Source organism: Amycolatopsis samaneae, assembly GCF_039541975.1.
Taxonomy (GTDB): Bacteria; Actinomycetota; Actinomycetes; order Mycobacteriales; family Pseudonocardiaceae; genus Amycolatopsis; species Amycolatopsis samaneae.
In genome coordinates this window covers 21085-42919 of the sequence record NZ_BAABHG010000030.1, presented here as the reverse complement: position 1 = coordinate 42919, position 21835 = coordinate 21085, and the positions used below count along the sequence as shown (strand labels likewise).

25 protein-coding genes are annotated in these 21835 nt (G+C 71.4%); 16 read left to right on the top strand and 9 right to left on the bottom strand.

What is annotated here, in order from left to right:
- The first annotated feature begins 52 nt into the window (after positions 1 to 52).
- Positions 53 to 715, top strand: coding sequence for a GOLPH3/VPS74 family protein (locus tag ABD987_RS43520; protein ID WP_345408715.1), 663 nt, complete (start codon positions 53 to 55; stop codon positions 713 to 715).
- 2 nt (positions 716 to 717) lie between these two features.
- Here ABD987_RS43520 and ABD987_RS43515 read toward each other — a convergent pair whose 3' ends face one another.
- Complete coding sequence (locus ABD987_RS43515; protein WP_345408713.1) at positions 718 to 1320, bottom strand: TetR/AcrR family transcriptional regulator; 603 nt, start codon at positions 1318 to 1320, stop codon at positions 718 to 720.
- A gap of 103 nt (positions 1321 to 1423) precedes the next feature.
- On the opposite strand from ABD987_RS43515, the gene ABD987_RS43510 reads away from it, so the two are divergent.
- From ABD987_RS43510 to ABD987_RS43490, 5 genes are all read left to right on the top strand, one after another.
- A complete protein-coding gene (locus tag ABD987_RS43510; RefSeq protein WP_345408711.1) occupies positions 1424 to 1921 on the top strand; it encodes a PH domain-containing protein in 498 nt (165 codons plus the stop codon).
- A 77-nt stretch (positions 1922 to 1998) separates the two neighbouring features.
- Positions 1999 to 3480 carry a PH domain-containing protein gene (locus tag ABD987_RS43505; protein WP_345408757.1) on the top strand — a complete coding sequence of 494 codons (1482 nt, stop codon included), beginning with the start codon at positions 1999 to 2001 and terminating at the stop codon, positions 3478 to 3480.
- A 10-nt stretch (positions 3481 to 3490) separates the two neighbouring features.
- Complete coding sequence (locus tag ABD987_RS43500) at positions 3491 to 4270, top strand: isocitrate lyase/PEP mutase family protein (RefSeq protein WP_345408709.1); 780 nt, start codon at positions 3491 to 3493, stop codon at positions 4268 to 4270.
- 41 nt (positions 4271 to 4311) lie between these two features.
- Positions 4312 to 5334, top strand: a complete 1023-nt coding sequence (locus ABD987_RS43495) for an aminotransferase class V-fold PLP-dependent enzyme (RefSeq protein ID WP_345408707.1) — start codon at positions 4312 to 4314, stop codon at positions 5332 to 5334.
- 34 nt (positions 5335 to 5368) lie between these two features.
- Positions 5369 to 6034 carry a hypothetical protein gene (locus ABD987_RS43490; protein WP_345408705.1) on the top strand — a complete coding sequence of 222 codons (666 nt, stop codon included), beginning with the start codon at positions 5369 to 5371 and terminating at the stop codon, positions 6032 to 6034.
- A 112-nt stretch (positions 6035 to 6146) separates the two neighbouring features.
- Here ABD987_RS43490 and ABD987_RS43485 read toward each other — a convergent pair whose 3' ends face one another.
- Complete coding sequence (locus tag ABD987_RS43485; protein WP_345408703.1) at positions 6147 to 7076, bottom strand: ferritin-like domain-containing protein; 930 nt, start codon at positions 7074 to 7076, stop codon at positions 6147 to 6149.
- 135 nt (positions 7077 to 7211) lie between these two features.
- On the opposite strand from ABD987_RS43485, the gene rimP reads away from it, so the two are divergent.
- From rimP to ABD987_RS43445, 8 genes are all read left to right on the top strand, one after another.
- Complete coding sequence (rimP, locus tag ABD987_RS43480; protein WP_345408701.1) at positions 7212 to 7769, top strand: ribosome maturation factor RimP; 558 nt, start codon at positions 7212 to 7214, stop codon at positions 7767 to 7769.
- The gene (gene nusA, locus ABD987_RS43475; protein WP_345408699.1) at positions 7766 to 8809 is read left to right on the top strand and encodes a transcription termination factor NusA; all 1044 of its coding nucleotides are present in this window, start codon (positions 7766 to 7768) and stop codon (positions 8807 to 8809) included. Before rimP ends, nusA begins: the two co-directional genes overlap by 4 nt.
- Positions 8806 to 9171: a YlxR family protein gene (locus ABD987_RS43470; RefSeq protein ID WP_425551103.1), complete on the top strand. Its 366-nt coding sequence runs from the start codon at positions 8806 to 8808 to the stop codon at positions 9169 to 9171. The genes nusA and ABD987_RS43470 overlap by 4 nt, the downstream gene beginning before the upstream one ends.
- A 112-nt stretch (positions 9172 to 9283) precedes the next feature.
- A complete protein-coding gene (gene infB / locus ABD987_RS43465) occupies positions 9284 to 12250 on the top strand; it encodes a translation initiation factor IF-2 (RefSeq protein WP_345408695.1) in 2967 nt (988 codons plus the stop codon).
- A gap of 90 nt (positions 12251 to 12340) precedes the next feature.
- Complete coding sequence (locus ABD987_RS43460) at positions 12341 to 12634, top strand: DUF503 domain-containing protein (RefSeq protein WP_345408755.1); 294 nt, start codon at positions 12341 to 12343, stop codon at positions 12632 to 12634.
- Between the two features lie 26 nt (positions 12635 to 12660).
- Positions 12661 to 13137 (top strand): 30S ribosome-binding factor RbfA, encoded by a 477-nt coding sequence (gene rbfA, locus ABD987_RS43455; RefSeq protein ID WP_345408693.1) that lies wholly within the window; start codon positions 12661 to 12663, stop codon positions 13135 to 13137.
- A complete protein-coding gene (locus ABD987_RS43450) occupies positions 13103 to 13972 on the top strand; it encodes an alpha/beta hydrolase (protein ID WP_345408691.1) in 870 nt (289 codons plus the stop codon). Before rbfA ends, ABD987_RS43450 begins: the two co-directional genes overlap by 35 nt.
- 61 nt (positions 13973 to 14033) lie before the next feature.
- Positions 14034 to 14741 (top strand): bleomycin resistance protein, encoded by a 708-nt coding sequence (locus ABD987_RS43445; RefSeq protein WP_345408689.1) that lies wholly within the window; start codon positions 14034 to 14036, stop codon positions 14739 to 14741.
- A 74-nt stretch (positions 14742 to 14815) separates the two neighbouring features.
- Here ABD987_RS43445 and ABD987_RS43440 read toward each other — a convergent pair whose 3' ends face one another.
- Complete coding sequence (locus tag ABD987_RS43440) at positions 14816 to 15382, bottom strand: TetR/AcrR family transcriptional regulator (protein WP_345408687.1); 567 nt, start codon at positions 15380 to 15382, stop codon at positions 14816 to 14818.
- A gap of 102 nt (positions 15383 to 15484) precedes the next feature.
- Between ABD987_RS43440 and ABD987_RS43435 the strand changes: the two genes are divergently transcribed.
- A complete protein-coding gene (locus tag ABD987_RS43435) occupies positions 15485 to 16192 on the top strand; it encodes an SDR family NAD(P)-dependent oxidoreductase (protein WP_345408685.1) in 708 nt (235 codons plus the stop codon).
- Here the strand turns inward: ABD987_RS43435 and ABD987_RS43430 are convergent.
- Positions 16167 to 16994 carry an endonuclease/exonuclease/phosphatase family protein gene (locus tag ABD987_RS43430; RefSeq protein ID WP_345408683.1) on the bottom strand — a complete coding sequence of 276 codons (828 nt, stop codon included), beginning with the start codon at positions 16992 to 16994 and terminating at the stop codon, positions 16167 to 16169. The genes ABD987_RS43435 and ABD987_RS43430 overlap by 26 nt on opposite strands.
- Before the next feature lie 93 nt (positions 16995 to 17087).
- Entirely contained in the window at positions 17088 to 17561 is a 474-nt protein-coding gene (locus ABD987_RS43425; RefSeq protein ID WP_345408681.1) for a carboxymuconolactone decarboxylase family protein, read from the bottom strand.
- Positions 17562 to 17724: 163 nt separating this feature from the next.
- Here ABD987_RS43425 and sigJ point away from each other — a divergent pair, with 163 nt between their 5' ends.
- Positions 17725 to 18639: an RNA polymerase sigma factor SigJ gene (gene sigJ, locus ABD987_RS43420; protein ID WP_345408679.1), complete on the top strand. Its 915-nt coding sequence runs from the start codon at positions 17725 to 17727 to the stop codon at positions 18637 to 18639.
- Positions 18640 to 18641: 2 nt separating this feature from the next.
- On the opposite strand, the gene ABD987_RS43415 is transcribed toward sigJ, so the two are convergent.
- Genes ABD987_RS43415 through ABD987_RS43400 form a run of 4 tightly spaced genes read right to left on the bottom strand, consistent with a single transcriptional unit; the run spans position 18642 to position 21757 of the window.
- A complete protein-coding gene (locus ABD987_RS43415; protein WP_345408677.1) occupies positions 18642 to 19592 on the bottom strand; it encodes an ABC transporter substrate-binding protein in 951 nt (316 codons plus the stop codon).
- Between the two features lie 22 nt (positions 19593 to 19614).
- Positions 19615 to 20379: an amino acid ABC transporter ATP-binding protein gene (locus ABD987_RS43410; RefSeq protein ID WP_345408675.1), complete on the bottom strand. Its 765-nt coding sequence runs from the start codon at positions 20377 to 20379 to the stop codon at positions 19615 to 19617.
- Positions 20376 to 21242: an amino acid ABC transporter permease gene (locus ABD987_RS43405; RefSeq protein ID WP_345408673.1), complete on the bottom strand. Its 867-nt coding sequence runs from the start codon at positions 21240 to 21242 to the stop codon at positions 20376 to 20378. The genes ABD987_RS43410 and ABD987_RS43405 overlap by 4 nt, the downstream gene beginning before the upstream one ends.
- Positions 21239 to 21757, bottom strand: coding sequence for a GNAT family N-acetyltransferase (locus ABD987_RS43400; protein ID WP_345408671.1), 519 nt, complete (start codon positions 21755 to 21757; stop codon positions 21239 to 21241). The genes ABD987_RS43405 and ABD987_RS43400 overlap by 4 nt, the downstream gene beginning before the upstream one ends.
- Positions 21758 to 21835 lie beyond the last annotated feature (78 nt).

Here is a 21835-nt window from a genome sequence, read left to right as displayed (position 1 = left end):
ATATCATGCGCCAAAAGGGATTCAATACTGTCTCGCGGAGCGAGGCGATCGCATGAGCGAATTGTCGTTACCGGCCAAGGCGTATGTGCTGGCCTGCGACCCCGGGGGCGGGCGGCTGCGCGACCGGCAGCGGGTGAGCCTGCTGGTCCGCGCCGCCGCGCTCACGGATCTGGTGCGCCGGGGGCGGATCGCGGAGGAGGACGGGAAGGCCGTCGCCGTCGACGAACGCGGGACCGGTGATCTCGTCCTGGACGACGTGCTCGCCGAGGTGGCAGGGGACCGGCGGCGCTCGTGGCGGTCGTGGGTCCGGCGGGGTGCCCGGGACACGGTGGGGTCGGTCGAAACGCAGCTGGACGCGGCGGGGGTGATCGAGCTGAAGACGTCCCGCCCGCTCGGGCTGTTCGCGGTACGACGGCCGGTGGTGCTGGACCGGGGCGCGGCGGACCGGCTCCGTGCCGCGGTCGACGACGCGGTGCGCGGTGCGACGGCGGTGTCCGAAGTGGACTCGGCGGACGCGGCGCTGGCCGCGCTCGTCGCCGCGGCGGAGCTGCGTACGGTGGTCTCCCGTCGCGACCGGCGGCGCCACCGGGACCGGATCGCCGAACTGGAGGAGCGCGCCGGTGCCGCCGTTCCCGCGCTCCGAAAGGTGTTCCGGGAACTGCGTGCCGCCCGCGCGGCGGCGGTGTCCAACGCCTCGAACCACGGCGGCGGCTGAGGTCAGTTCCCCGGGGTGAAGAGCCGGTCGAGGTAGTAGTCCACTGTGGATACCACATCGGCCGCCGTCCGGTGACCCAGCAGGATGTTGGATCCCTGCGAGTCCGCCAGCGCCCACAGCACCGCGGCCTCCTGGTCGGGATCGACCGTCGCCGCGACGTCGCCGGCGGCCTGCGCCTGGCGGATCATGTCGGCGAAGAAGCGGAACACGTCGGGCACCCCCTCGCGGAACACCGCCGCCATGGCCGGGTCGGCCAGCGCGCGCACGAAGTAGGCGATCCCGATCAGGTAATCGCCTTCGGTCGTCTTGTCGTGCGGCAGCAGTTCGAGCAGGCAGGTGCGCAGGATCGTCCGCGGGCTCGGGTCGCCGGTCGCGGTGACCTTCGCGGCGATCCGGGCCTCGCGCTGCTTGGCCCGGTGTTCGAGGGCGTAGAGCAGCATCTCGTCCTTGTTCTTGAAGTAGTGCTGCACCAGGCCCATCGACATCCCGGCCTCGGCGGCCACCTGGCGCAGGCTGACCCCTTCGAGCCCGCGCCGGGCCGTCAGCCGTTGCAGGGCTTCGGCGATCTGGATCCGCCGTTCCTCGTGGTCCACCTGCTTCGGCACGTGTGTCCCGTCTTGTCCGGCTTCGCCATGCACCCGCATTGCGAAGCTCTCTCGTCGTCCTTTACGATGCGATCGCATTGTAACCGGATTTCGGGGGGAACGAGTGGAGACGAACACGGTCGCGCTGCGGCCGCCGCGGCACGCACTGGACCGGCGGGCGATCGCCTGGTGGCGCGCGCAGAGCGCGCTGGTGTTCGGGGTGCCGGTGGTGGCGCTGGTGGTGCTGGGACTGCTGATCCCGCCCGCCAGGACGGCGCTGCTGATCCCGGGTGTCGTGCTGGCGGTGCTCGGGGCCGCCTGGGTGATCGCGTTGCCGCTGTGGTGGTACCGCGTGCACCGGTGGGAGAACACCGAAACGGCCGTCTACAGCCGGTCCGGGTTCTTCTGGCAGGAGTGGCGGGTCGCGCCGCTGTCGCGCATCCAGACCGTCGACACCCTGCGCGGGCCGCTGGAGCAGATGTTCGGCCTCGCCACGCTCACCGTCACCACCGCCTCGGCGCGTGGCGCGATCAAGATCCACGGGCTCGACGCGGAACTCGCCGCGCGGGTGGCCGAGCAGCTCACCGAGCTCACCCAGGCGACGCCGGGTGATGCCACGTGACCACGCGGTTCGACGGCCCTGAGTCCGCCGGTTGGCACCGGCTCGACCGGCGCACCCTCGGCGTCAGCGCGCTGACCATGGCCGGGGTCGCGTTCGGCGCGGGGATCCCGACCACCATCGGTGTCATCGGCGGCGGCACCGGATGGTGGGTGGCGCTGGCGTTCGTGCTGCCCGCGGCGCTCCTGCTCATCGGCGTGGTCGTGGCCGGCGACTACCTGCGCTGGCGCGGGACCCGGTACCGCTGCACGCCCGAACGCCTCGAAGTGGCGTTCAACCTGGTGTTCCACTCGCGGAAATCCCTGCCGCGCGAACGGATCCGCAGCGTCGACCTCACCGCGAACCCGCTGCACCGGCTGCTCGGCGTCGCGGTGCTCACCATCGGCACCGGGCAGCACGAGGAGTCCGGCCGCTCCCGGATCAAGCTCGATCCGCTCGCCCGGGCCGACGCCGAGCGGCTGCGCACGGAACTGTTGCACCGCAAGGAAAAGGAGGCCGCCGCCGAGGCGGTCACGGACGACCACGTGCTGGCCACGCTGAACTGGCAGTGGCTGCGGTACGCGCCGCTGTCCTTCCTCGCGCCGACACTGGGGCTCGCCGCGTTCGGCGCGCTGTTCAAGGTCGCCGACTGGTTCGGCGCGCAGAAGGGCGTCATCCACTGGGCCTACGAGCGGTTCCGTGAGTTCCCGCTCGTGGTCACGATCCTCGTCCTGCTCGCGGCCGCGCTCGTGATCGGTGTCGTGGGCGCGCTCGTGCTGTTCGTCGAGATGTGGTGGAACTACCGGCTGGAACGCGAGCCCGGCGGCACGCTCCGGGTGCGCCGCGGGCTGCTGACCACGCGCTCGATCACCGTGGAGGAGCGGCGGTTGCGCGGGATCGACCTCGTCGAGCCGCTCGGCAACCGGCTCGCCGGCGCCGCGCGGGTGGACGCCGTCGCGACGGGCATGCGGCAGAAGAACGACGACGGCAAGACCGACTACCACACGCTGCAGCCCGCGGCGCCGCTCGGACAGGCCCAGCGCGTCGCGGCGCTGGTGCTGCGGGAACCGGTGTCGCCCACCGAAGCCGTGCGGCTGCGGTCGCATCCGATCGCGGCGCGGGGACGGCGGCTGCGGTGGGCGCTGGTCGGGGCCGCGCTGCCGGTACTCGTGCTCGTGGTGCTCGGCCTGCTGCTCACCGACGTCCTGCTGATCATCGGCGCGGCGCTCGCCGTGGTCGCGTTCCCGGTGGCCGTGGCGCTCGCGTTCGAGGCCTACCGCAACCTCGGGCACGGCATCACCGGCCGCTACCTCGTGGCGCGCAGCGGCGCAGTCCGGCGCAGCACCGTCGCGCTGGAGCGGGACGGCGTGATCGGCCTCGTCGTGAAGCAGTCGATCTTCCAGCGGCGCAAGGGACTCGCGACACTGACCGCGACGACGGCGGCGGGAGCCGGGGCGTACTCGGTCTACGACGCGGCCCCGGACGAGGCGCTGGAGTTCGCCGAGACCGCGGTACCCGGCATCCTGACGCCGTTCCTCGCCTCGCCCGAAGCTTCGGCCGCCGCCGAACGGTCGCGGGCCTAGATTTGACCGCATGAGCTCCTTCACCGCGTTCCGTGACCTGCATGTCCCCGGCTCCCCGCTGCTGCTGCCGAACACCTGGGACTTCGCCTTCGGCGCTCTCCTTGCCCAGCAAGGGTTTCCGGCGATCGCGACGACCAGCCTCGGCGCGGCCGCGGCGGCGGGCGAGCCGGACAGCGTGCCCTCGGGGCGGGCCGCGACCGTCGCCCTCGCGCGCGGTCTGGCCCGGCTGGACGTCCTGCTCACGGTCGACATCGGGGAGGGGTTCGCCACCGATCCCGGCGCGGTGGCCGAGCTGGCCGAGGAACTCGCCGGGCTCGGCGTCGCCGGGGTGAACCTGGAGGACTGGCGGGTCGCGGACGGGCGGATGGCCGAGGTCGGCACCCAGACCGCGCTGATCAGCGCGGTGAAGGACCGCGTGCCGGGGCTGTTCCTCAACGCGCGCACCGACACCCACTTGGGCGGCGATCACTCGGCGGCGACGGCGGCCGAACGGGTACGGGCCTACGCGGACGCCGGCGCGGACGGCGTGTTCGTCCCGGGGCTCGCGGTCCCGGCCGAGGTCGAGCGGGTGGTCGCCGCGGCGAGGGTCCCGGTGAACGTGCTGTTCGTCCCCGGCGCGGTCACCCTCGCCGGGCTGGCGGAGCTCGGGGTCGCGCGGGTGAGTGTCGGCTCGCTGCCGTACCGCGTGGCGCTGGTGTCGGCGCTGGAAACCGTGCGCGCGGTGCGGGACGGCGGCGAGCTCCCGGCGAACCCGCTGACCTTCGCCGAGGTCGCGGCGCTGGTCGGGTAAACGAGATGAATCCGGCCGGGACGGCTGCATAGGGTCGGGGCATGCACGCCTTCGGAGCCGAATTCGCCGTCCCGCCCGGATATCTCAACACGCCCAGCATCGGTGTCCCGTCCGCCGCGGTCGCCGACGCCGTCGCCGAGGTCGTCGAGAAGTGGCGCCGCGGCGAGACCCGGCCGAACGACTTCGACGCGATCGTCGACCGCTCCCGCGCCGGTTTCGCGCGGCTGGCCGGTGTCCCGGCGGACCGGGTCACGATCGGCGCGTCGGCGTCCCAGCTGGTCGGGAACGTGGCCGCCGGGCTGGCCGACGGCGCGCGGGTGCTCGTCGCCGAGGGCGACTTCACCAGCGTCACCTTCCCGTTCGCCGCGCACGCCGACCGCGGCGTCACGGTGACCGAGGTCCCGCCGGAGCGGCTGGCCGACCGTGTCGAGGGCCACGATCTGGTCGCGGTCAGCCTCGTCCAGTCGATCGACGGGAGCGTCGCCGACCTCACCGGCCTGCGTGCCGCGGCCGAGGCGTCCGGTGCCGCCGTGCTGCTCGACGTCACCCAGGCCGCGGGCTGGCTCCCGCTGGAGACCGCGTGGGCCGACTGGGTGCTCGCCGCCGGGTACAAATGGCTGCTCTCCCCGCGCGGCGCGGCCTGGATGGCGGTGCACCCGCGCGCCCACGGACGCACCCGCCCGGCCGCCGCGAACTGGTTCGCGGGCGGCGACGACCGCTGGAACAGCATCTACGGCCTGCCGCTGCGCCTGGCCGGGGACGCGCGCGGGTTCGACCTGTCGCCGGTGTGGCTCGCCCATGTCGGCGCCGCGGTGGCGCTGGACTACCTGGGTTCGCTCGACCTCGCCGAGGTCCGCGCGCACAACGTCGGCCTGGCGAAGGCGCTGCTCGGCGCGCTGGGCCTGCCCGCGCGGGACTCCGCGATCGTGTCGCTGGCGGCCGATCCCGCGCGGATGGCCGCCGCGGGCGTGGTGTCCGGCGTGCGGGACGGCCGGGTCCGGGTCGGGTTCCACCTTTACAACACCGCTGACGACGTCGAACGCGTACTTAGCGCCTTCGAGTGAACCTCGCCGGGGCGGTGAACTACCGTATGTGCCCGTGGTTGGAGCCCCGTTTACCCCCGGACCCTCGGACACCGCCCCGCTGGGCGCGGTCGGCGCCCGTCCTCCGGGGCCGCCGCCCGCGCCGGCGCGGGACACGCGCGCCTTGCTGCTCAAGGGCGCCGGACTGGTCGCGATCGCCGTCGTGTCCGGCCTGCTCTGGTTCCTGATCCGGCACGAGGACAAGCCGGAGCCGGTCGCGCAGCCACCCGCGAACGCCGGTGAGTTCGCCTTCGCCATCGCCGAAGGGCCGATCAAGTCGACCGACTGCGTGGCGAAGTCCTACAACCAGACGCAGAAGCTGTTCCAGGAGACGCCGTGCGTGTCCCTGTCGCGTGCCCTGTTCACGACCGAGACCGGTGGCGCGAAGGCGCTGGTTTCGGTGGCGCTGGTGACCATGCCGGACGCCGCCTCGGCCGCCCGGCTCAAGGCGCTGACCGAGAAGGACGGCACCGGCAACGTCACCGATCTGGTGAAGGACGGCACCTACAAGGCGCCGGGCGCGCCCCGGGTGAGCGCGGAGAAGGCCGCGTTCGCCTCGAAGGCCGAGGGCACCGAGGTGACCATCGTGCTCGCCGACTTCTTCGCCCAGCACAAGGACGCCCCGCTGCTCAAGCGCATCGCGACCGACGCCGTCCGCCTGGCCGCCGAAATCCGCAAGTAGCCCCGTACCGGAAACGTCGGCTCGCGTACCCGGAGGGTCGGCTCACCATCCGACCCGCCAGGTACGCGAGCCGACCTCCTGGGTACGCGAGCCGACTCCCCGGGTACGTGTTCTAGCGGGACTGGGCCTGGCCCGGCAGGGCGACGGCGGTGGGTTTTTCGCCCGACTCGGCCCGCCACGGGGTGCACCGGCGCGACGCCGCGACCATCGCGGCGAGTGCCGTGCGGCGCAGGGCCGTGTCGTCGGTGTGGGTGAGGACGTCGAGCCACGCCGCCGTCGCGTCCGACTCCGCCGTCGCGATGACCGCGGCGGCCGAGCCGCTGTCGGTGACCGGTTTCGGTGGCACGTACGCGGGTTCCGGGGCCACCGGCGCCGTCCCCGTGGAGGCGATCACCTGCTGGCACAGGTCGCGCCGCTTGGCGTGCTCGGCCATCCCGCTCTTCTCCGCCACGCCGAACTCGGCCGGGAGGTAGGCGCTGACCAGGCCGTACACCCAGACCGCCGCGTGCTCGGCGGCCAGCGCGCGCTGGAGCGGGCCGACCACCTCCTGCGTGGGCGGCGCGGCGGGCGCGGCCGGAGCAGGGGCGTCCTCGCCCGGCCCCAGCGCGGGGGCGGCGCGCTGGAGCGCCGCGCAGCCCGCCGCGATCGAGGCGGCCAGGCCTGCCCGGTAGCGCGGCAGGGTGCCGACGAGGTCTTCGGCCTGCTTGCGCGCGGTCACCAGCCGCTCCCGGAACCCGTCGACGCCGCTCGGCGGGGCGGGCGCGGGGGACGGCGTGGCCGGCGGCCGGTTCAGGCGGTCCACTTCGGACTTGAGCGCCGCGGCGTGCGCCGCGCGGGCTTCGGCGACCTGACCGGCGACCGCGTCCGCGCCGAGCGCCCGCGCGGCGGCGGCGTCCGCCTCGGCGGCGGCCAGCAGCGGGGCCAGCGGATCGGGGCTCTCGTCGTTGCCTCCGGAACAGGCGGCCAGCGGCGCGGCCAGCGCGGCCACCGCCCCCGCTCGCAGGACGGCACGGCGGCTGAACTCGATCGATCTTGCGGTCACGTGGGCCCATCCTGCCAGGCCCGCCCACGACACCGCCGCTCGCGCGTGCGGAGGGCGGCACCAGATAAGCTTGTCCCTCACCGACCACAGTCGCGACCAGCCCACCCGTCACCCGGCCGAACAGGAGTGCTCCACGTGCCCAACGAACTCGCCAGCCGGCTGGAGCCGATAGTGGCCGAAGCCGTCAGCGCCGCGGGTTTCGACCTCGACGCGCTCGAGGTGCAACAGGCCGGCCGCCGCCGGCTGGTCAAGGTCGTCGTCGACTCCGACGACGGTGTCGGGCTGGACGAGGTCGCCGAGGTCAGCCGTGCCGTGTCGGCGGTGCTCGACGAGAACGATCACGTGCTGGCCAGTGCCTACACCCTCGAGGTCACTTCGCCCGGTCTGGACCGGCCGCTCACCCTGCCCCGGCACTGGCGCCGCGCCCGGTTCCGCCTGGTGCGCGTCACCCCGCACGAGGGCGAGGCGTTCGTCGGCCGGGTCGGCCACGCCGGCGAGCGGGCCGCGCGGCTGCTGGTCGGCGGCGAGCTCACCGACGTCGGGTACGCCTCGGTGGCCAAGGCCGTGGTCGAGATCGAATTCAAGCAACCACCGGCCGAAGAGCTGAAACTGTTGGAGGAGGACGCGTCCGGCATGGTCCGTGCCACCGGCGGCGAACCCGCCCCGACCGCACCTGAGGAGGGGCACAAGTGAACGTCGACATCGCCGCGCTGCGCGCCATCGAACGGGACAAGGACATCCCGTTCGAAACGGTCATCGAGGCCATCGAGACCGCGCTGCTGACCGCGTACAAGCACACCGAGGGCCACCAGCCGCACGCCAGGATCGACATCGACCGCAAGACCGGTCTGGTCCGCGTCCTCGCGCACACCCTCACCCCCGACGGCCAGGTCGACGAGGAGTGGGACGACACGCCCGAGGGCTTCGGCCGGATCGCCGCGACCACCGCGCGCCAGGTCATCCTGCAGCGCCTGCGCGACGCCGAGCACGAGAAGACCTTCGGCGAGTTCTCCGCCAAGGAGGGCGAGATCATCGCCGGTGTCGTGCAGCGCGACGCCCGCGCCAACGCGCGTGGCATGGTCGTGGTCCAAGTGGGCGACACCGAGGGCGTGCTGCCCTCAGGGGAGCAGGTACCGGGGGAGCCCTACGAACACGGCAGCCGCATCAAGGCGTACGTGCTGGTGGTTTCGCGCGGCAACCGCGGCCCGCAGATCACCCTGTCCCGCTCGCACCCGAACCTGGTGCGCAAGCTGTTCGCGCTGGAGGTCCCGGAGATCGCCGACGGCACCGTCGAGATCGCCGCGGTGGCGCGGGAACCGGGGCACCGGACGAAGATCGCGGTCAAGTCCACCGTGTCGGGCGTCAACGCCAAGGGCGCCTGTATCGGCCCGGTGGGCGCGCGGGTGCGCAACGTGATGAGCGAGCTGGCCGGCGAGAAGATCGACATCATCGACTACTCGGACGATCCGGCCACCTTCGTCGGGAATGCGCTGTCCCCGGCGAAGGTTGTCTCGGTGAAGGTCGTGGACGAGCGGGCGAAGGCCGCCCGCGTCGTGGTCCCCGACTTCCAGCTGTCGCTGGCCATCGGCAAGGAGGGGCAGAACGCCCGGCTGGCCGCTCGGCTGACCGGATGGCGGATCGACATCCGCAGCGACGCGGCCCCGGACGAGCCGGGTGACCAAGACCACGCCGACCACTCGCGGCCCGCCGCGACAACCGGTTCGGCTGAGTGAAGGTCGAAGCGCTAGACTCAGGAGTGGTTCGAAGTCCGCGGCGGGCAGCCGAGCACCAGACGCACCGGGATTCTCCGGTGCGGACCTGTGTGGGCTGTCGGCAGCGGGCCTTGATCGGTGAGCTGTTCCGAGTGGTTGTGGTGGACGGGCGGTTGGCCGTCGACGAACGTCGGCGCCTGCCGGGCCGGGGAGCGTGGCTGCATCCCGGGCCGGAGTGCCTGACCAAGGCCGAGCGGCGGCGAGCTTTCCCCAGGGCGTTACGCGATCCTGGGGCGCTCGACGCCCAAGCGGTCCGCGATCACGTCGCGGGTGGCGCACCGAGCGAAACGGCACCGGGACATCCCCGGGGCCGCACGGAATGAAGGAAGCAGGTCGACCCGTCATGAGTCAGCCGTGAAGCTGAAGCCATGAACGCGCGACGATAAGGACGAGGTCAGCGGGTCACCGCCTGGCCTCCCCTAGATGAGGAGAGCTGTGCCAGGCAAGGCCCGTGTCCATGAGCTCGCCAAGGAGCTCGGTATCACCAGCAAAGAAGTTCTCGCCAAGCTGAAGGAGCAGGGCGAGTTCGTGAAGTCCGCGTCCTCCACGGTCGAGGCGCCGGTCGCCCGCCGGTTGCGGGACGCGTATTCCCCGAAGAGCGCGGGCAAGAAGCCCGTGCCGACCCCCGGCCCGCCGGCGCGTCCCACGCCGCCCTCGGCCAACGGCGCGACCCCCGCGCCGCCGAAGCCCGCCGCGCCCGCTCCGCAGGCACCGGCGGCCAAACAGCAGCAGCAGGCCCCCGCGCCGAAGCCGGGCGGTGCCCGTCCGGGCCCGCGGCCCGGCCCGCGCCCGGCTCCGCAACAGCAGCCGCAGCAGCAGGCCCCGGCCGCTGCCGGTGGGCAGGCCGCAGCGCCCGCGGCGCCTGCCGCGCCCAAGCAGGACACTCCCGCGCCGTCGGCTCCGCAGTCGTCCGGCACGGTCGTCCCGCCCAAGCCGCAGGGCCCCAAGCCCGGTGGCCCCAAGCCGGGTCCGCGCGCGCCGCGGGTCGGCAACAACCCGTTCGGCGTCGGTTCCGGCTCGCCCGCACCGCGCCCGTCCGGCCCCCGGCCGGGTCCCTCCGGTGACCGCGCGCCGCGTCCCGGCGGCGGTTCCGGTGGTGGCGGCGACCGGCCGGCACCGCGTCCCGGTGGTGGCGCCGGCGGCAACCGGCCGAGCCCCGGCAACATGCCCCCGCGCCCGAACCCCGGCATGATGCCGGGCCGCCCGGCCCGTCCGGCCGGTGGTCCCGGTGGCGGCCGTGGTGGCCCGGGCGGCGGCGCCCGTGGCGGTCCCGGTGGCGGCGGTCGTCCCGGTGGCGGCGGCGGTGGTTTCCGTCCCGGTGGCGGTGGCGGCGGCGGTGGTTACCGCGGCGGTCCCGGTGGCGGCGGTGGCGGCGGTGGTTTCCGTCCCGGTGGCGGTGGCCCCGGTGGCGGTGCCCCGGCCGGTGGCGGCGGTTTCCGTGGCGGCGGTGGCCGTGGTGGCCCCGGTGGCCGTGGCGGTACCGCGGGTGCCTTCGGGCGTCCGGGTGGTCCCTCGCGCAAGGGCCGCAAGTCGAAGCGGCAGAAGCGCCAGGAGTACATGGACAACATGCAGGCGCCCAGCGTCGGCGGCGTCCGCCTGCCCAAGGGCCAGGGCGAGACGATCCGGCTGCCGCGTGGTGCCTCGCTGACCGATTTCGCGGAGAAGATCGACGCGAACCCGGCCTCCCTGGTCCAGGTGCTGTTCCACCTCGGCGAGATGGTCACCGCGACGCAGTCGGTGTCCGACGACATCCTCGAGCTGCTCGGCGGCGAGATGAACTACGTCGTCCAGGTCGTGTCCCCCGAGGAGGAGGACCGCGAGCTGCTGGAGACCTTCGACATCACCTACGGCGACGACGCGGGTGGCGAAGAGGATCTGCGAGTCCGGCCGCCGGTCGTGACCATCATGGGTCACGTCGACCACGGTAAGACCCGCCTGCTGGACACGATCCGGAAGACGAAGGTGCGCGAGAGTGAAGCCGGTGGCATCACCCAGCACATCGGCGCCTACCAGATCGAGACCGAGCTCGAGGGCAACCCGCGCTTGATCACCTTCATCGACACCCCGGGTCACGAGGCGTTCACCGCCATGCGTGCCCGTGGTGCGAACTCGACCGACATCGCGGTGATCGTGGTGGCGGCCGACGACGGTGTCATGCCGCAGACGGTCGAGGCGATCAACCACGCGCAGGCCGCGAAGGCCCCGATCGTGGTGGCGATCAACAAGATCGACAAGGAGGGCGCGAACCCGGACAAGATCCGGCAGCAGCTCACCGAGTACGGCCTGATCGCCGAGGAGTACGGCGGCGACACGATGTTCGTCGAGATCTCCGCGCGGCAGAACATCAACATCGACGGCCTGCTGGAAGCGATCCTGCTGACCGCCGACGCCGCTCTGGACCTCCGGGCCAACCCGGACATGGAGGCCCAGGGTGTCGCGATCGAGGCGCACCTCGACCGCGGCCGCGGTCCGGTGGCCACCGTCCTGGTCCAGCGCGGCACGCTGCGCGTCGGTGACTCGGTCGTGGCGGGTGACGCCTACGGCCGCGTGCGCCGGATGGTCGACGAGCACAACGTGGACGTCACCGAGGCGCTGCCCTCGCGTCCGGTCCAGGTCATCGGGTTCACCTCGGTGCCCGGCGCGGGCGACACCTTCCTGGTGGTCGACGAGGACCGGGTCGCGCGGCAGATCGCCGAGCGGCGGTCGGCCCGCACGCGGAACGCGCTCAACGCGTCGCGCCGCAAGCGGGTCAGCCTCGAGGACCTCGACTCCGCCCTGAAGGAGACGAACAGCCTCAACCTGATCATCAAGGGTGACAACTCGGGTACCGTCGAGGCGCTGGAAGCCTCGCTGCTCCAGCTGGACGTCGGCGACGACGTTGAGCTGAACGTGGTGCACCGCGGTGTCGGTGGCGTGACCGAGTCGGACATCGACCTGGCGACCGCGTCCGACGCGATCGTCCTCGGGTTCAACGTCCGCGCGCAGGGCAAGGCGACCGAGCGGGCTGCCCGCGAGGGTGTCGACGTCCGGTACTACACGGTCATCTACCAGGCGATCGACGAGATCGAGCAGGCTCTCAAGGGCATGCTCAAGCCGGAGTACGAGGAGGTCGAGCTCGGCCGGGCGGAGGTCCGCGAGGTCTTCAAGTCCTCGAAGATCGGCACGATCGCCGGTTGCCTGGTCACCTCGGGCGAGATCCGGCGCAACGCCAGGGCCCGTCTGCTCCGCGACGGCACCGTCGTGGCGGAGAACCTGCCGATCAGCTCGCTGCGGCGGTTCAAGGACGACGTGGTCGAGGTCCGCGACGGGTACGAGTGTGGTCTGACGCTGGGCTCGTACAGCGACATCAAGGTCGACGACCAGATCGAGACCTACGAGCAGCGCGAAAAGCCGCGTGCGTAGTAGTGCGTGAGCCCCGAGGTGTGCGAGGACTTCCTCGCACACCTCGGGGCTGTACAACAGAACAATTCCTACGACATCACCCCTATGCCTATGTTCGTCGGAGCTCTTGAGCTCGACATCCTGCTCGGCGATGTCCATTCGCTGAAGCAGAAGCGATCCGTGGTCCGGCCGGTGGTCGCCGAGGTGCGCAGGCGCTTCTCGGTTTCGGTGGCCGAGGCCGGTCACCTCGACCTGCACCGGAGGGCCCTGATCGGAGTGGCCGTGGTCGCCGCCGAGGGTGAGCACGTGCGTGACGTGCTCGACTCGTGCGAGCGCTACCTGGCGGGCAGGCCGGAGTTCGAACTGCTCTCCGCGCACCGCAGGCTGCTCGGACCGGACGACTAGCACAGAAGTTCTGCAAGGAGAAAGACATGGCCGATCCGGCTCGGGCGCGCAAGCTCGCCAAGCGGATCTCGCAGATCGTGGCGTCCGCGATCGAACACGACGTCAAGGACCCGCGGCTGAACTCGGTGACCATCACCGACACGAAGATCACCGCCGACCTGCACGACGCCACCGTGTACTACACGGTGCTGGGCGAAACCATCGACGCGAAGCCGGATCTCGCCGGTGCCGCGGCGGCGCTGGAGTCCGCCCGGGGCGTGCTGCGCTCGAAGGTGGGCCAGGGCACGGGTGTCCGATACACGCCCACGCTCACCTTCGTGGCCGATAGCATTCCCGAGGACGCGAAGCGCATCGAGGACCTGTTGGAGAAGGCCCGCGAAGCGGACGCGGAGGTGGCTCGGCGGGCGACGGGGGCGCGGCACGCCGGGGACGTCGACCCGTACAAGGCGCCTCGGGAAGAGGTCGACGATGACGAGTTCGCCGAGGGAGAACACCGGGCCTGACCGTATTTCCGGGCTCTCCCGCCGCGGTCTGCTGCTCGGCGGTGCCGCGACATTGCTCGCCGCGGGGTGTTCCTCGGGTTCGACACCGGTGGTGGGCCCGCCCGCGTCTTCGGCGCCGGCGGGCCCGGCACCACTGACCAGCCCGGTGACCGTCGAACGCGTGCGCTCGAAGGCCCGCGGCAAGGACGTCGATCTCGTGCTCGTGACCCCGGAGGGCGTCCCGGCCACCGGGCTGCCGGTGTGCCTGGCCTTGCACGGCCGGGGCGCGAGCGCGCGCACCTTCCTGGAACTGGGCCTGCCCGAGGCGCTGAACCGCCTCGTCAAGGAGGGCGCCCGGCCGTTCGCGGTCGCGGCGGTGGACGGGGACAACTACTGGGTGAACCTCGGTGGCGGCGACGATCCCCAGCGGATGCTGTCCGAGGAACTGCCGGAGTGGATCGCCCGGCACGGGCTGCGTCCGGTGTCGGCGGCGCTGGGGATCTCGATGGGGGGCTTCGGCGCGCTGCGGTACGCGCGCGATCACCACGACCTCGCCGCCGTCGCGGTGTGCAGCGCCGCGTTGTTCCTCAGCTGGCCGGATGCCCGCTCGCGCAAGGTCTTCGCCGACCAGCGGCAGTGGGAGGACAACGAGCCGCTGCTGCACACCGACGACCTGGCCGGTGCCCGCACCGGGGTGTGGTGCGGGAGCTCGGATCCGTTCGTGACCGCGGGGCGCAGGCTCATCAAGGCCGTCCAGCCGGCGGGCGGGAAGATCTCGCCCGGTACGCACGGTGACGGCTACTGGCGAGAGATCATGCCCGACGTGCTGCGTTTCGTCGGCGAACGCATGACCTGAAGCGGCGCGGCGCAAATTTCCCATAGGCGTATGGGCGGCGGGCGTGGCTAGCTTGGGTGACATGGCCGAGAAAACGATTCCCACCCTGACCTGCCGGGCGGTCCAGCCGGTCGCCGATTTCTACACCGCACTCGGTTTCGCGGTGACGATGCTGCAGAAGTCGCCCTATCCCTATCTCATCGTCGAACGCGGTGACATCGAGCTGCAGTTCTTCGGGATGAAGGACTACGACCCCGCCGAATCACTGCAGGGCTGCTATGTGCTGACCGACGACGTGGACACGCTATACGAGACTTTTCGCAGCGGGCTCAAGGCTTTCTACGGGAAGATCCCGCTGCGGGGCATTCCGCGGATCGGGCCGCTGAAGGACATGTCCTACGGGCTGCGGCAATTCCTGATGACCGATCCCGGCGGGAACAGTATCCGGATAGGACAGTCGACCGGCGGCAGCCACGAGCATCAGCCGCCGCCGAAGGAAACCTTCGCGAAGGCGCTGCACCTGGCGGCTCTGTTCGTCGATTCCAAAGAGGCCCTTCCAGGTGCGGCGAAGATCCTCGACCGTGCGCTGGGACTGACCGCCGAGCGGCCGACGCCGGTTCAGCTCGTCCGCCTGCTGATCCTGCGCGCCGATGTCGCGCACCGGCTCGGAGATCCCTTGCTGGCAAAGGAACTTCTCGCCCGCGCGGGATCGACGGCGCTCACCGGGGACGAACTCGCCGAGGCGGGGGACGATCTGCGGCGGGCGGCGGAACTGACCGGGAATTCGTAGCGACTTTCGAAGGTCCGTGAATGCCACATTGAGGGACTCTGAGTCCCTCAATGTGGCATTCACGGACTCGATGGTCAGTCCGCTGGGAGCGGATGGGCCGCGTCGGCGCGGAGGCCGTCGAGCACCAGGCCAAGGTTCCGGCGCCAGTGCGGGGCCCCGGTGGTCGCCGCGAACACCATGCCAAGGTCGGCGAGCCGGAAGTCCGCCCGCAGCCCGCCGGATTCCTGGGCGCCGGCGATGAGCCGCTCCATCCGTTCCCCGATCGCCCGCTTGGCCTTCTCGATCTCGGAAGCGGCGTCGAAGGTGCGCGCGCACACCTCGGTGAAACCGCGGTCGGCGACCTGGAGCGTGATCGACGCCTCCAGGAACCGCACGAAACCCTCCCAGGGATCGTCGAGGGCCAGTGCCTCCTCGGTGCGCGCGAGCGACGCGTGCAGCGTGGGCAGGAAGGCGGCGTCGATGAGGGCGTCGCGGGTGGGGAAGCGGTTGTACAGCGTGCCGATCGCGACACCGGCGCGCCGGGCGATCTCCTCCAGCGGAGCGTCGAGTCCCCTGGCGCCGAAGATCTCGCGGGCCGCCGTGACCAGCGCCTCGCGGTTGCGCCGGGCGTCCCGGCGCAACGGGCGCTGTTCGATGCTCACGGTCCCAGTGTACCTAAGTTGAAGGCACCCTCATCTTTGGCTACAGTGCGAACTTGAGGAAGTCCTCAAGTTATCTTCGGCGAGGAGACACGGATGAAGACGATGGCGATTTTCGGAGCGGGGCCGGGCGCGGGGTTCGCGACGGCGCGCCGGTTCGGTCGCGAGGGGTTCCGCGTGGCGCTGGTCGCGCGGTCCGGCGACCGGGTGCGGGCGTTCGCGGAGGAGCTGGCGGGGGAGGGCATCGAGGCGGCGGCCTTCACCGCGGACCTCGGGGACCTCGAAACGCACGGGCGCGTGGTCGACGCGATCACCGCGCGGTTCGGCGCCGTCGACGTCGCGGTGATCAACGGTTTCCTGTCCTACGAGGCGATCCGCCCCGTCCTTGACTTGGACGTCGAGGCGATCCGGGAGGTACTGCGGGGCACCGTCCTCGCGCCGGTCTCGCTGACCCGGCTGATCCTGCCGGGCCTGCGGGCGAAGGGCGACGGCGCGCTGCTCTACGGACTCGGCCTGTCCGCGAAGACGCCCGCGCCGCCGCTCGCCGCGCCCGGATCGGGCCAGGCCGGCCTGCGCAACTACATCCACAACCTGCACACCGTGCTCGCCCCGGAGGGGGTGTACGCCGGTGCCCTGACCATCGGCAAGCTCGTCCAGGGCAGTGACGCGCAGGTGCTGTTCGACAGCCACGTGGAGGCCAGGCACGGTTTCGAGCCCGAACGCGTGGAACCGGCCGAACTGGCCGAGCGCTACTGGGAGCTGTACACCCAGCGTGCGCGCGCCGAGATCACGGTGGGGGAGCTGGCCGCGTGATCCCGAATTCCAGGTCGGCGACCACGCCGTAGTGATCGCTCGCCCACACGCCGTCGACGGGTTCGTCGAAGGCGAGCTCGGCGGCACGGACCCGGGCGAAGGCGTTCGGGTGGGCGTGCGGCGAGCCGACGAAGACGTAGTCGATCCGGCGCCGGTGGCCGGGTTGCCGAACCAGGAGCTCGATGTCCTCGGCCGCCTGGGGATTCTCGGCGGACCAAGTGTACCCCGGCCCGGCACCGGCGATCTCCCACACGTCGTGGAAATGCGTGCCGCGCCCGGAAAGTGACTGCCTGCCGGTCAGGTACCGGATACTGGCCGCCTCGGGCTCGGCGTTGAAGTCGCCGGCCATGATCGTGGGCAGGGGAGTGCGGTGCCGGGCGTCCAGATCGGTCAGTGCCAGCACCTGACGTTCCCGCTGGGCTTCCGCTTCGAGCCGGAACGAAGCCGTGGTGCCGATGAAGAGCACCTCACCGAGGCCGGGCAGCGGGACCAGGGCCGCGAGCGTGAGCCACGGGACATCGGGTGCGCCGGCCCCGCGCAGGTCGAGGGTTTCGACCACGCGGTGCGGCCACCGCGTCGCGATGGCGGTCCCGCCGTACCGGTCGGCGTGGGGCGGGGCCGTCGCGGCCGTCCGCGACTGGTGGGTTCCCCGCAGGCCGGTCCCGTCGAGCAGGCCGGGCAGCTGGTCCGGCAGGACCTCCTGCAGCGCGAGGAGATCCGGCTCGAGCCGCCGCAGTCCGGCGTTGATCAGCGCGGTCCGCGCGGCGGCGGCACCCCGGAGGTTCCAGACGTTCAAGGTCATTACGCGTAGTTTCACCATCGGATTCCTTCCCGGTGCCGGCTGGGCACGAAAGACCGGGCCCAGCCGGCACCATCGCTGTCGAGAAGGTCGCGATCAGCCGAACTGGCCGGGCTGGTAGCCCCCGGCGGGCTGCCGGGTGATCACGTTGACGCGGTTGAACGCGTTGATGAGGCAGATCGTCGACACCAGGGCGGCCAGCTGGTCCTCGTCGTAGTGCTTGGCGGCGTTCGCCCAGGCGTCGTCGCTGACGCCACCGGCCGCGTCGGCGATGCGGGTGCCCTGTTCCACCAGTTCCAGCGCGGCGCGCTCGGCCTCGGTGAACACCGTGGCCTCCCGCCAGGCCGCGACCAGATTGAGGCGCGTGGTGGTCTCCCCGGCACGCGCCGCCTCCTTGGTGTGTATGTCGACGCAGCCGCCGCAGCCGTTGATCTGGCTCGCGCGCAGTCCCACCAGCTCCTGTGTCGTCCTCGGCAGCGGCGAGTCCACGAGCGTCCGGCCCGCCGAGGCGAGGTACTTCACGAATTTGGCCGCGACCGGGTTGCCGTGGAAGTCGAGTCGGGCGTCCATGCTGTTCTCCCTGGGGATTCGGCCGTCACGTCGGTCCGGCGGGACGGCGGGGTGTGCTTCCGGTGGATCCGACGAGGCAGCCCCGCGAAATGTGAGAGTCACATTTCGCGGGGCTGTCTCGTCGTACTGTCGACGGTGTAAGCGCGAGGGAGTGGCACGAGAGATGAAGATTCCCACCGGGCAGGGACGGAGCGGGTCCGAGCCGGGCCTGAGCGTGATCATGGGCGAACGGCGTCAGCTGATCAACCTCGCGTACCGGCTCCTCGGTTCACTGGCCGACGCCGAGGACGTGGTGCAGGAGACCTACGTCCGCTGGTACGCGCTGTCCGCGCGGCAGCGGGAGGCCATCGACTCGCCCGGCGCCTGGCTGACCAGGGTCGCCGGCCGGATCTGTCTCGACGTACTCGGCTCGGCCCGCGTCCGGCGCGAAAGCTATGTGGGCGAGTGGATCCCGGAGCCGTTGCCCGATCATCGCGAGCAGACCGCCGCCCGGCCGGGTGATCCGGCCGACCGGGTCACCCTCGACGAGTCGGTCAGCATGGCGTTCCTGGTCGTGCTCGAATCGATGACACCGGCCGAGCGCGTGGCGTTCGTCCTGCACGACGTTTTCCGGTACCCCTTCGCCGAGGTCGCCGAGATCGTCGGCCGGACCCCGGCGGCGTGCCGCCAGCTGGCCTCCTCGGCCCGGCGCCGGGTCGAGGTTTCGCGCGCCCCGGCGACTCCGGCGGCCCGGCGCGCCGACCTCGTCCGGGACTTCAAGAAGGCATGGGAGGCCAAGGACATCCACGCGATCGTCGGCCTGCTCGACCCCGGCGCGACCGCGATCGCCGACGGTGGCGGGCTGGCCAACGCCGCGCTGCACCCCATCGAGGGCGCCGAGCGGATCGCGCACTACCTGGTCACCATCGCCGGCGCGCTGCCCGCCCAGACGATCGTGGAGCGCGCCGTCAACGGCCAGCCCGGTCTGGTGGTCCAGCGCGACGGCGTCACCGCCTCGGTGATCGCGCTCGACGTCGTGGGGGACCGGATCAGGCACATCTGGGCCGTGCGGAACCCGGAAAAGCTCCGCCCCTGGTGACTCTACTTGCGCGGCAGGCCTTTCGGGTTCACCTCCGACGCCGTCACCGCCTCGTTCGAAAGGTTCCAGCGTTTGAGGACCTCGGCGTACTGGCCGTTGCCGATTTCGTGCTGGATCGCCTTCTGCAGCGCGGTGACGAGCCCGTTGCCCTTCTTCGTCATCGCCGCGATGTCGGCGGGGATCTGCCCGCCGCCGGAGATGGTGCCGACGATCCTGCTCTGCCCGTCCACCGCGGCGTGGTAGACGGCGCTCGGGTTGGGCCCGACGTAGACGTCGATCCGGCCGGATTTCAGCGCCAGGTAGTAGTCCGAGGTGACCTGGTAGTACTGGAACTTCACCGGTTTCAGTCCCGCGGCCCTGTTCTGCTCGTCCCAGCGCAGCAGGATCTGCTCCTGGTTCGTCCCGGCGCCGACCCCGACGGTCAGCCCGGCGACGTCCTTCGGCTCGCGCACGGTCAGGCCCTTGTCCGCGCGGGTTTCGAAGGCGAGCGTGTCCTGCCGGTACGTCGCGAAGTCGTACTTGTCCTTGCGTTCCTCGGTCACCGTCACGTTCGAGAACCCGGCTGCGTACTGGCCGTTCTCCACCGAGAGGAACAGGTTCTCCCACGAGGTCGCCTGGAGGTCGAGCTTCAGCCCGAGCACGTCGGCGACGAGCTGGGCGAGGTCGGGCTCGACACCGATGATGGTCCTGTCGTCGTCGGCGCGGAAGGACAGCGGGGGCGTGCCGTTGCCGGTGGTGCCGACGACGAAGGTGCCCCGCGCGCGGATGTCGGCGGGAACGAGGTCGGCGATCTCCGCGACCTTCTGCGCGCGGAGGCGGTTCTGCTGCGCGGTGATGTTGATCCCGTTCGCGGCGGGGCCCGGCCCGGCCTCGGGGGTGGCCTCGCCGGGGGCACAGGCCGTCAGACCCAGCAACGTGACGAGCAGGACGGGACGAAGGAAAGTGGTTCTCACAGGGACTCCTCGCTCAGTGTCCTCAAAGGACTTTGTCGACGAAGGCGCGGGTGCGGTCATGGCTCGGCCGGTCGAGCACCGCGGCGGGCGGGCCCTGTTCGAGGATCCGCCCGCCGTCGAGGAACACGACGGTGTCGGCGACCTCGCGGGCGAAACCGAGTTCATGGGTGACGACCACCATCGTGGTGCCCGCGCGGGCGAGGTCCCTGATCACCTCCAGGACCTCGCCGACGAGTTCGGGGTCGAGCGCGGACGTCGGCTCGTCGAACAGCAGCACGTCCGGTCGCAGCGCCAGCGCCCTGGCGATCGCGACCCGTTGCTGCTGACCGCCGGACAGCCGCCGGGGGTACTCGTCCGCCTTTTCCGCGAGCCCGACCCTGGCGAGCAGTTCCCGCGCGTGTGCTTCGGCCTCGGCCCGGGGCCGCCGTTGTGCGGAAACCGGCGCCTCGACAAGGTTTTCCAGCACGGTGAGGTGCCCGAACAGGTTGAAGTCCTGGAACACGAACCCGATCCGGGTGCGCTGCCGGAGGATCTCGCGTTCCCGCAGCTCATACAGCCGGTCGCCGGCGCGGCGGTAGCCCATCAGCTCGCCGCCCACACTGATGAACCCGCGGTCGGCGCGTTCGAGGTGGTTGATCAGCCGCAGCAGCGTCGACTTCCCGGAGCCGGACGGGCCGAGCAGGACGGTGACCTCACCGGGCCGGACCCGCAGGTCGACGCCGGTCAGGACTTCGTGCGTGCCATAGCTTTTGTGCACCCCGCGCACGTCCACCATGTATTCCGTCATCGCTGGGTACCCCGGGAGTAGTAGCGCTCGACGTAGTACTGCGCGACCGAAAGGACGGTGGTGAGCGCGAGATACCACGCGGTCGCGACGAGCAGCAGCGGGATGACCCGGCCGTTGCGCGTGTAGATCACCTGGACCTGGTAGAACAGCTCGGGCAGTGCCATCACGTACACCATCGACGTGCCCTTGACCATACTGAGGATCTCGTTCGCCGCGGTCGGCACGATCGAGCGCATCGCCTGCGGCAGCACGATCCGGCGGAACTGGCGCCCTGCCGGGATGCCCAGCGCCGCGGCGGCCTCCCGCTGTCCGGTGTCGACGGCGAGGAACCCGGCGCGCACGATTTCCCCGGCGTAGGCGGCCTGGTGCAGCGCGAGGCCGAGCCCGGCGGCGAAAAACGGTGGGACGAGGCTCATCGTGTCGAAGGAGACGAACGACGGTCCGAAAGGGACACCGAAGGACAGCTTGTTGTACAGGATCGCCAGGTTGTACCAGAAAAGCAGCTGCAGGATCAGCGGCACCGAACGAAACACCCAGGTGTAGGTCCAGCTGACCGCGCGCAGCAACGGGTTCCGCGAGATCCGCATGAGCGCCAGCACGGTGCCCAGCAGGAACCCGGCGAGCACCCCGAAGAACGTCAGCTCCAGGGTGAGCAGCACGGCCGAGAGCACGGACTTCTGGAAGACGTAGGAGGCGAAGGTGGGCCAGTCCCACGCCTTGTTCGTGACGAGCGCGTGCCCGGCCATCGCCACCAGCACCGCCACGACGAGCGCCGCGGCCCAGGTCCACGGATGCCGCGCGGGCACGATCTTCAGCGACTCCTCCGGCGCGGGGCGGGTGAGTTCGGCGGTCTCGCTGGTCATGCCCCGGCCGCTCTCGCCGGGACCGCCGAGGGCAGAATCCTGCTGAACGGCAAGGGGTTCGCCGTCGGCGGGTCGGTGACGTCGAATAGCGGGGTGTAGCCGGCGGCGAGGTAGAGCTCCCTGGCCTCCGGCTGGTTGGGCCCGGTGGTCAGGTGGATCCGCCGGTATCCCCGGCGTTCCGCCTCGGCCTCCAGTTCCGCCACGACGCGCCGGGCCAGCCCGGACCGCCGGTGCGCCCGGTGCGTCCAGATGCGCTTCAGTTCGGCGGTTTCCTCGTCGTAGCGCTGGAACGCGCCGCCCGCGACCGCGTGCCCGCCCACCACGAGCAGCAGTAAACCGCCGTCCGGCGGGGAAAACCGTTCGACGGGATATTCCCGCAGCTGGTGGTGGACGTCCGCGAGCACGCGGTGGTACCGGCTCGAATACTCGCGGGCCAGATCGGCGAGCAGCGGTTTGACCCGGGGGTCGGTCTGCCGTACCCACACGGATTCGGGCGAGGGACCGGAAAAGGGCATGACGGCACCTGTCTGGAAAGGGAGAGCGACACGAAAAGCGCGGCGGGGCAACACTTTTCCACCGACACCGTCGACTCT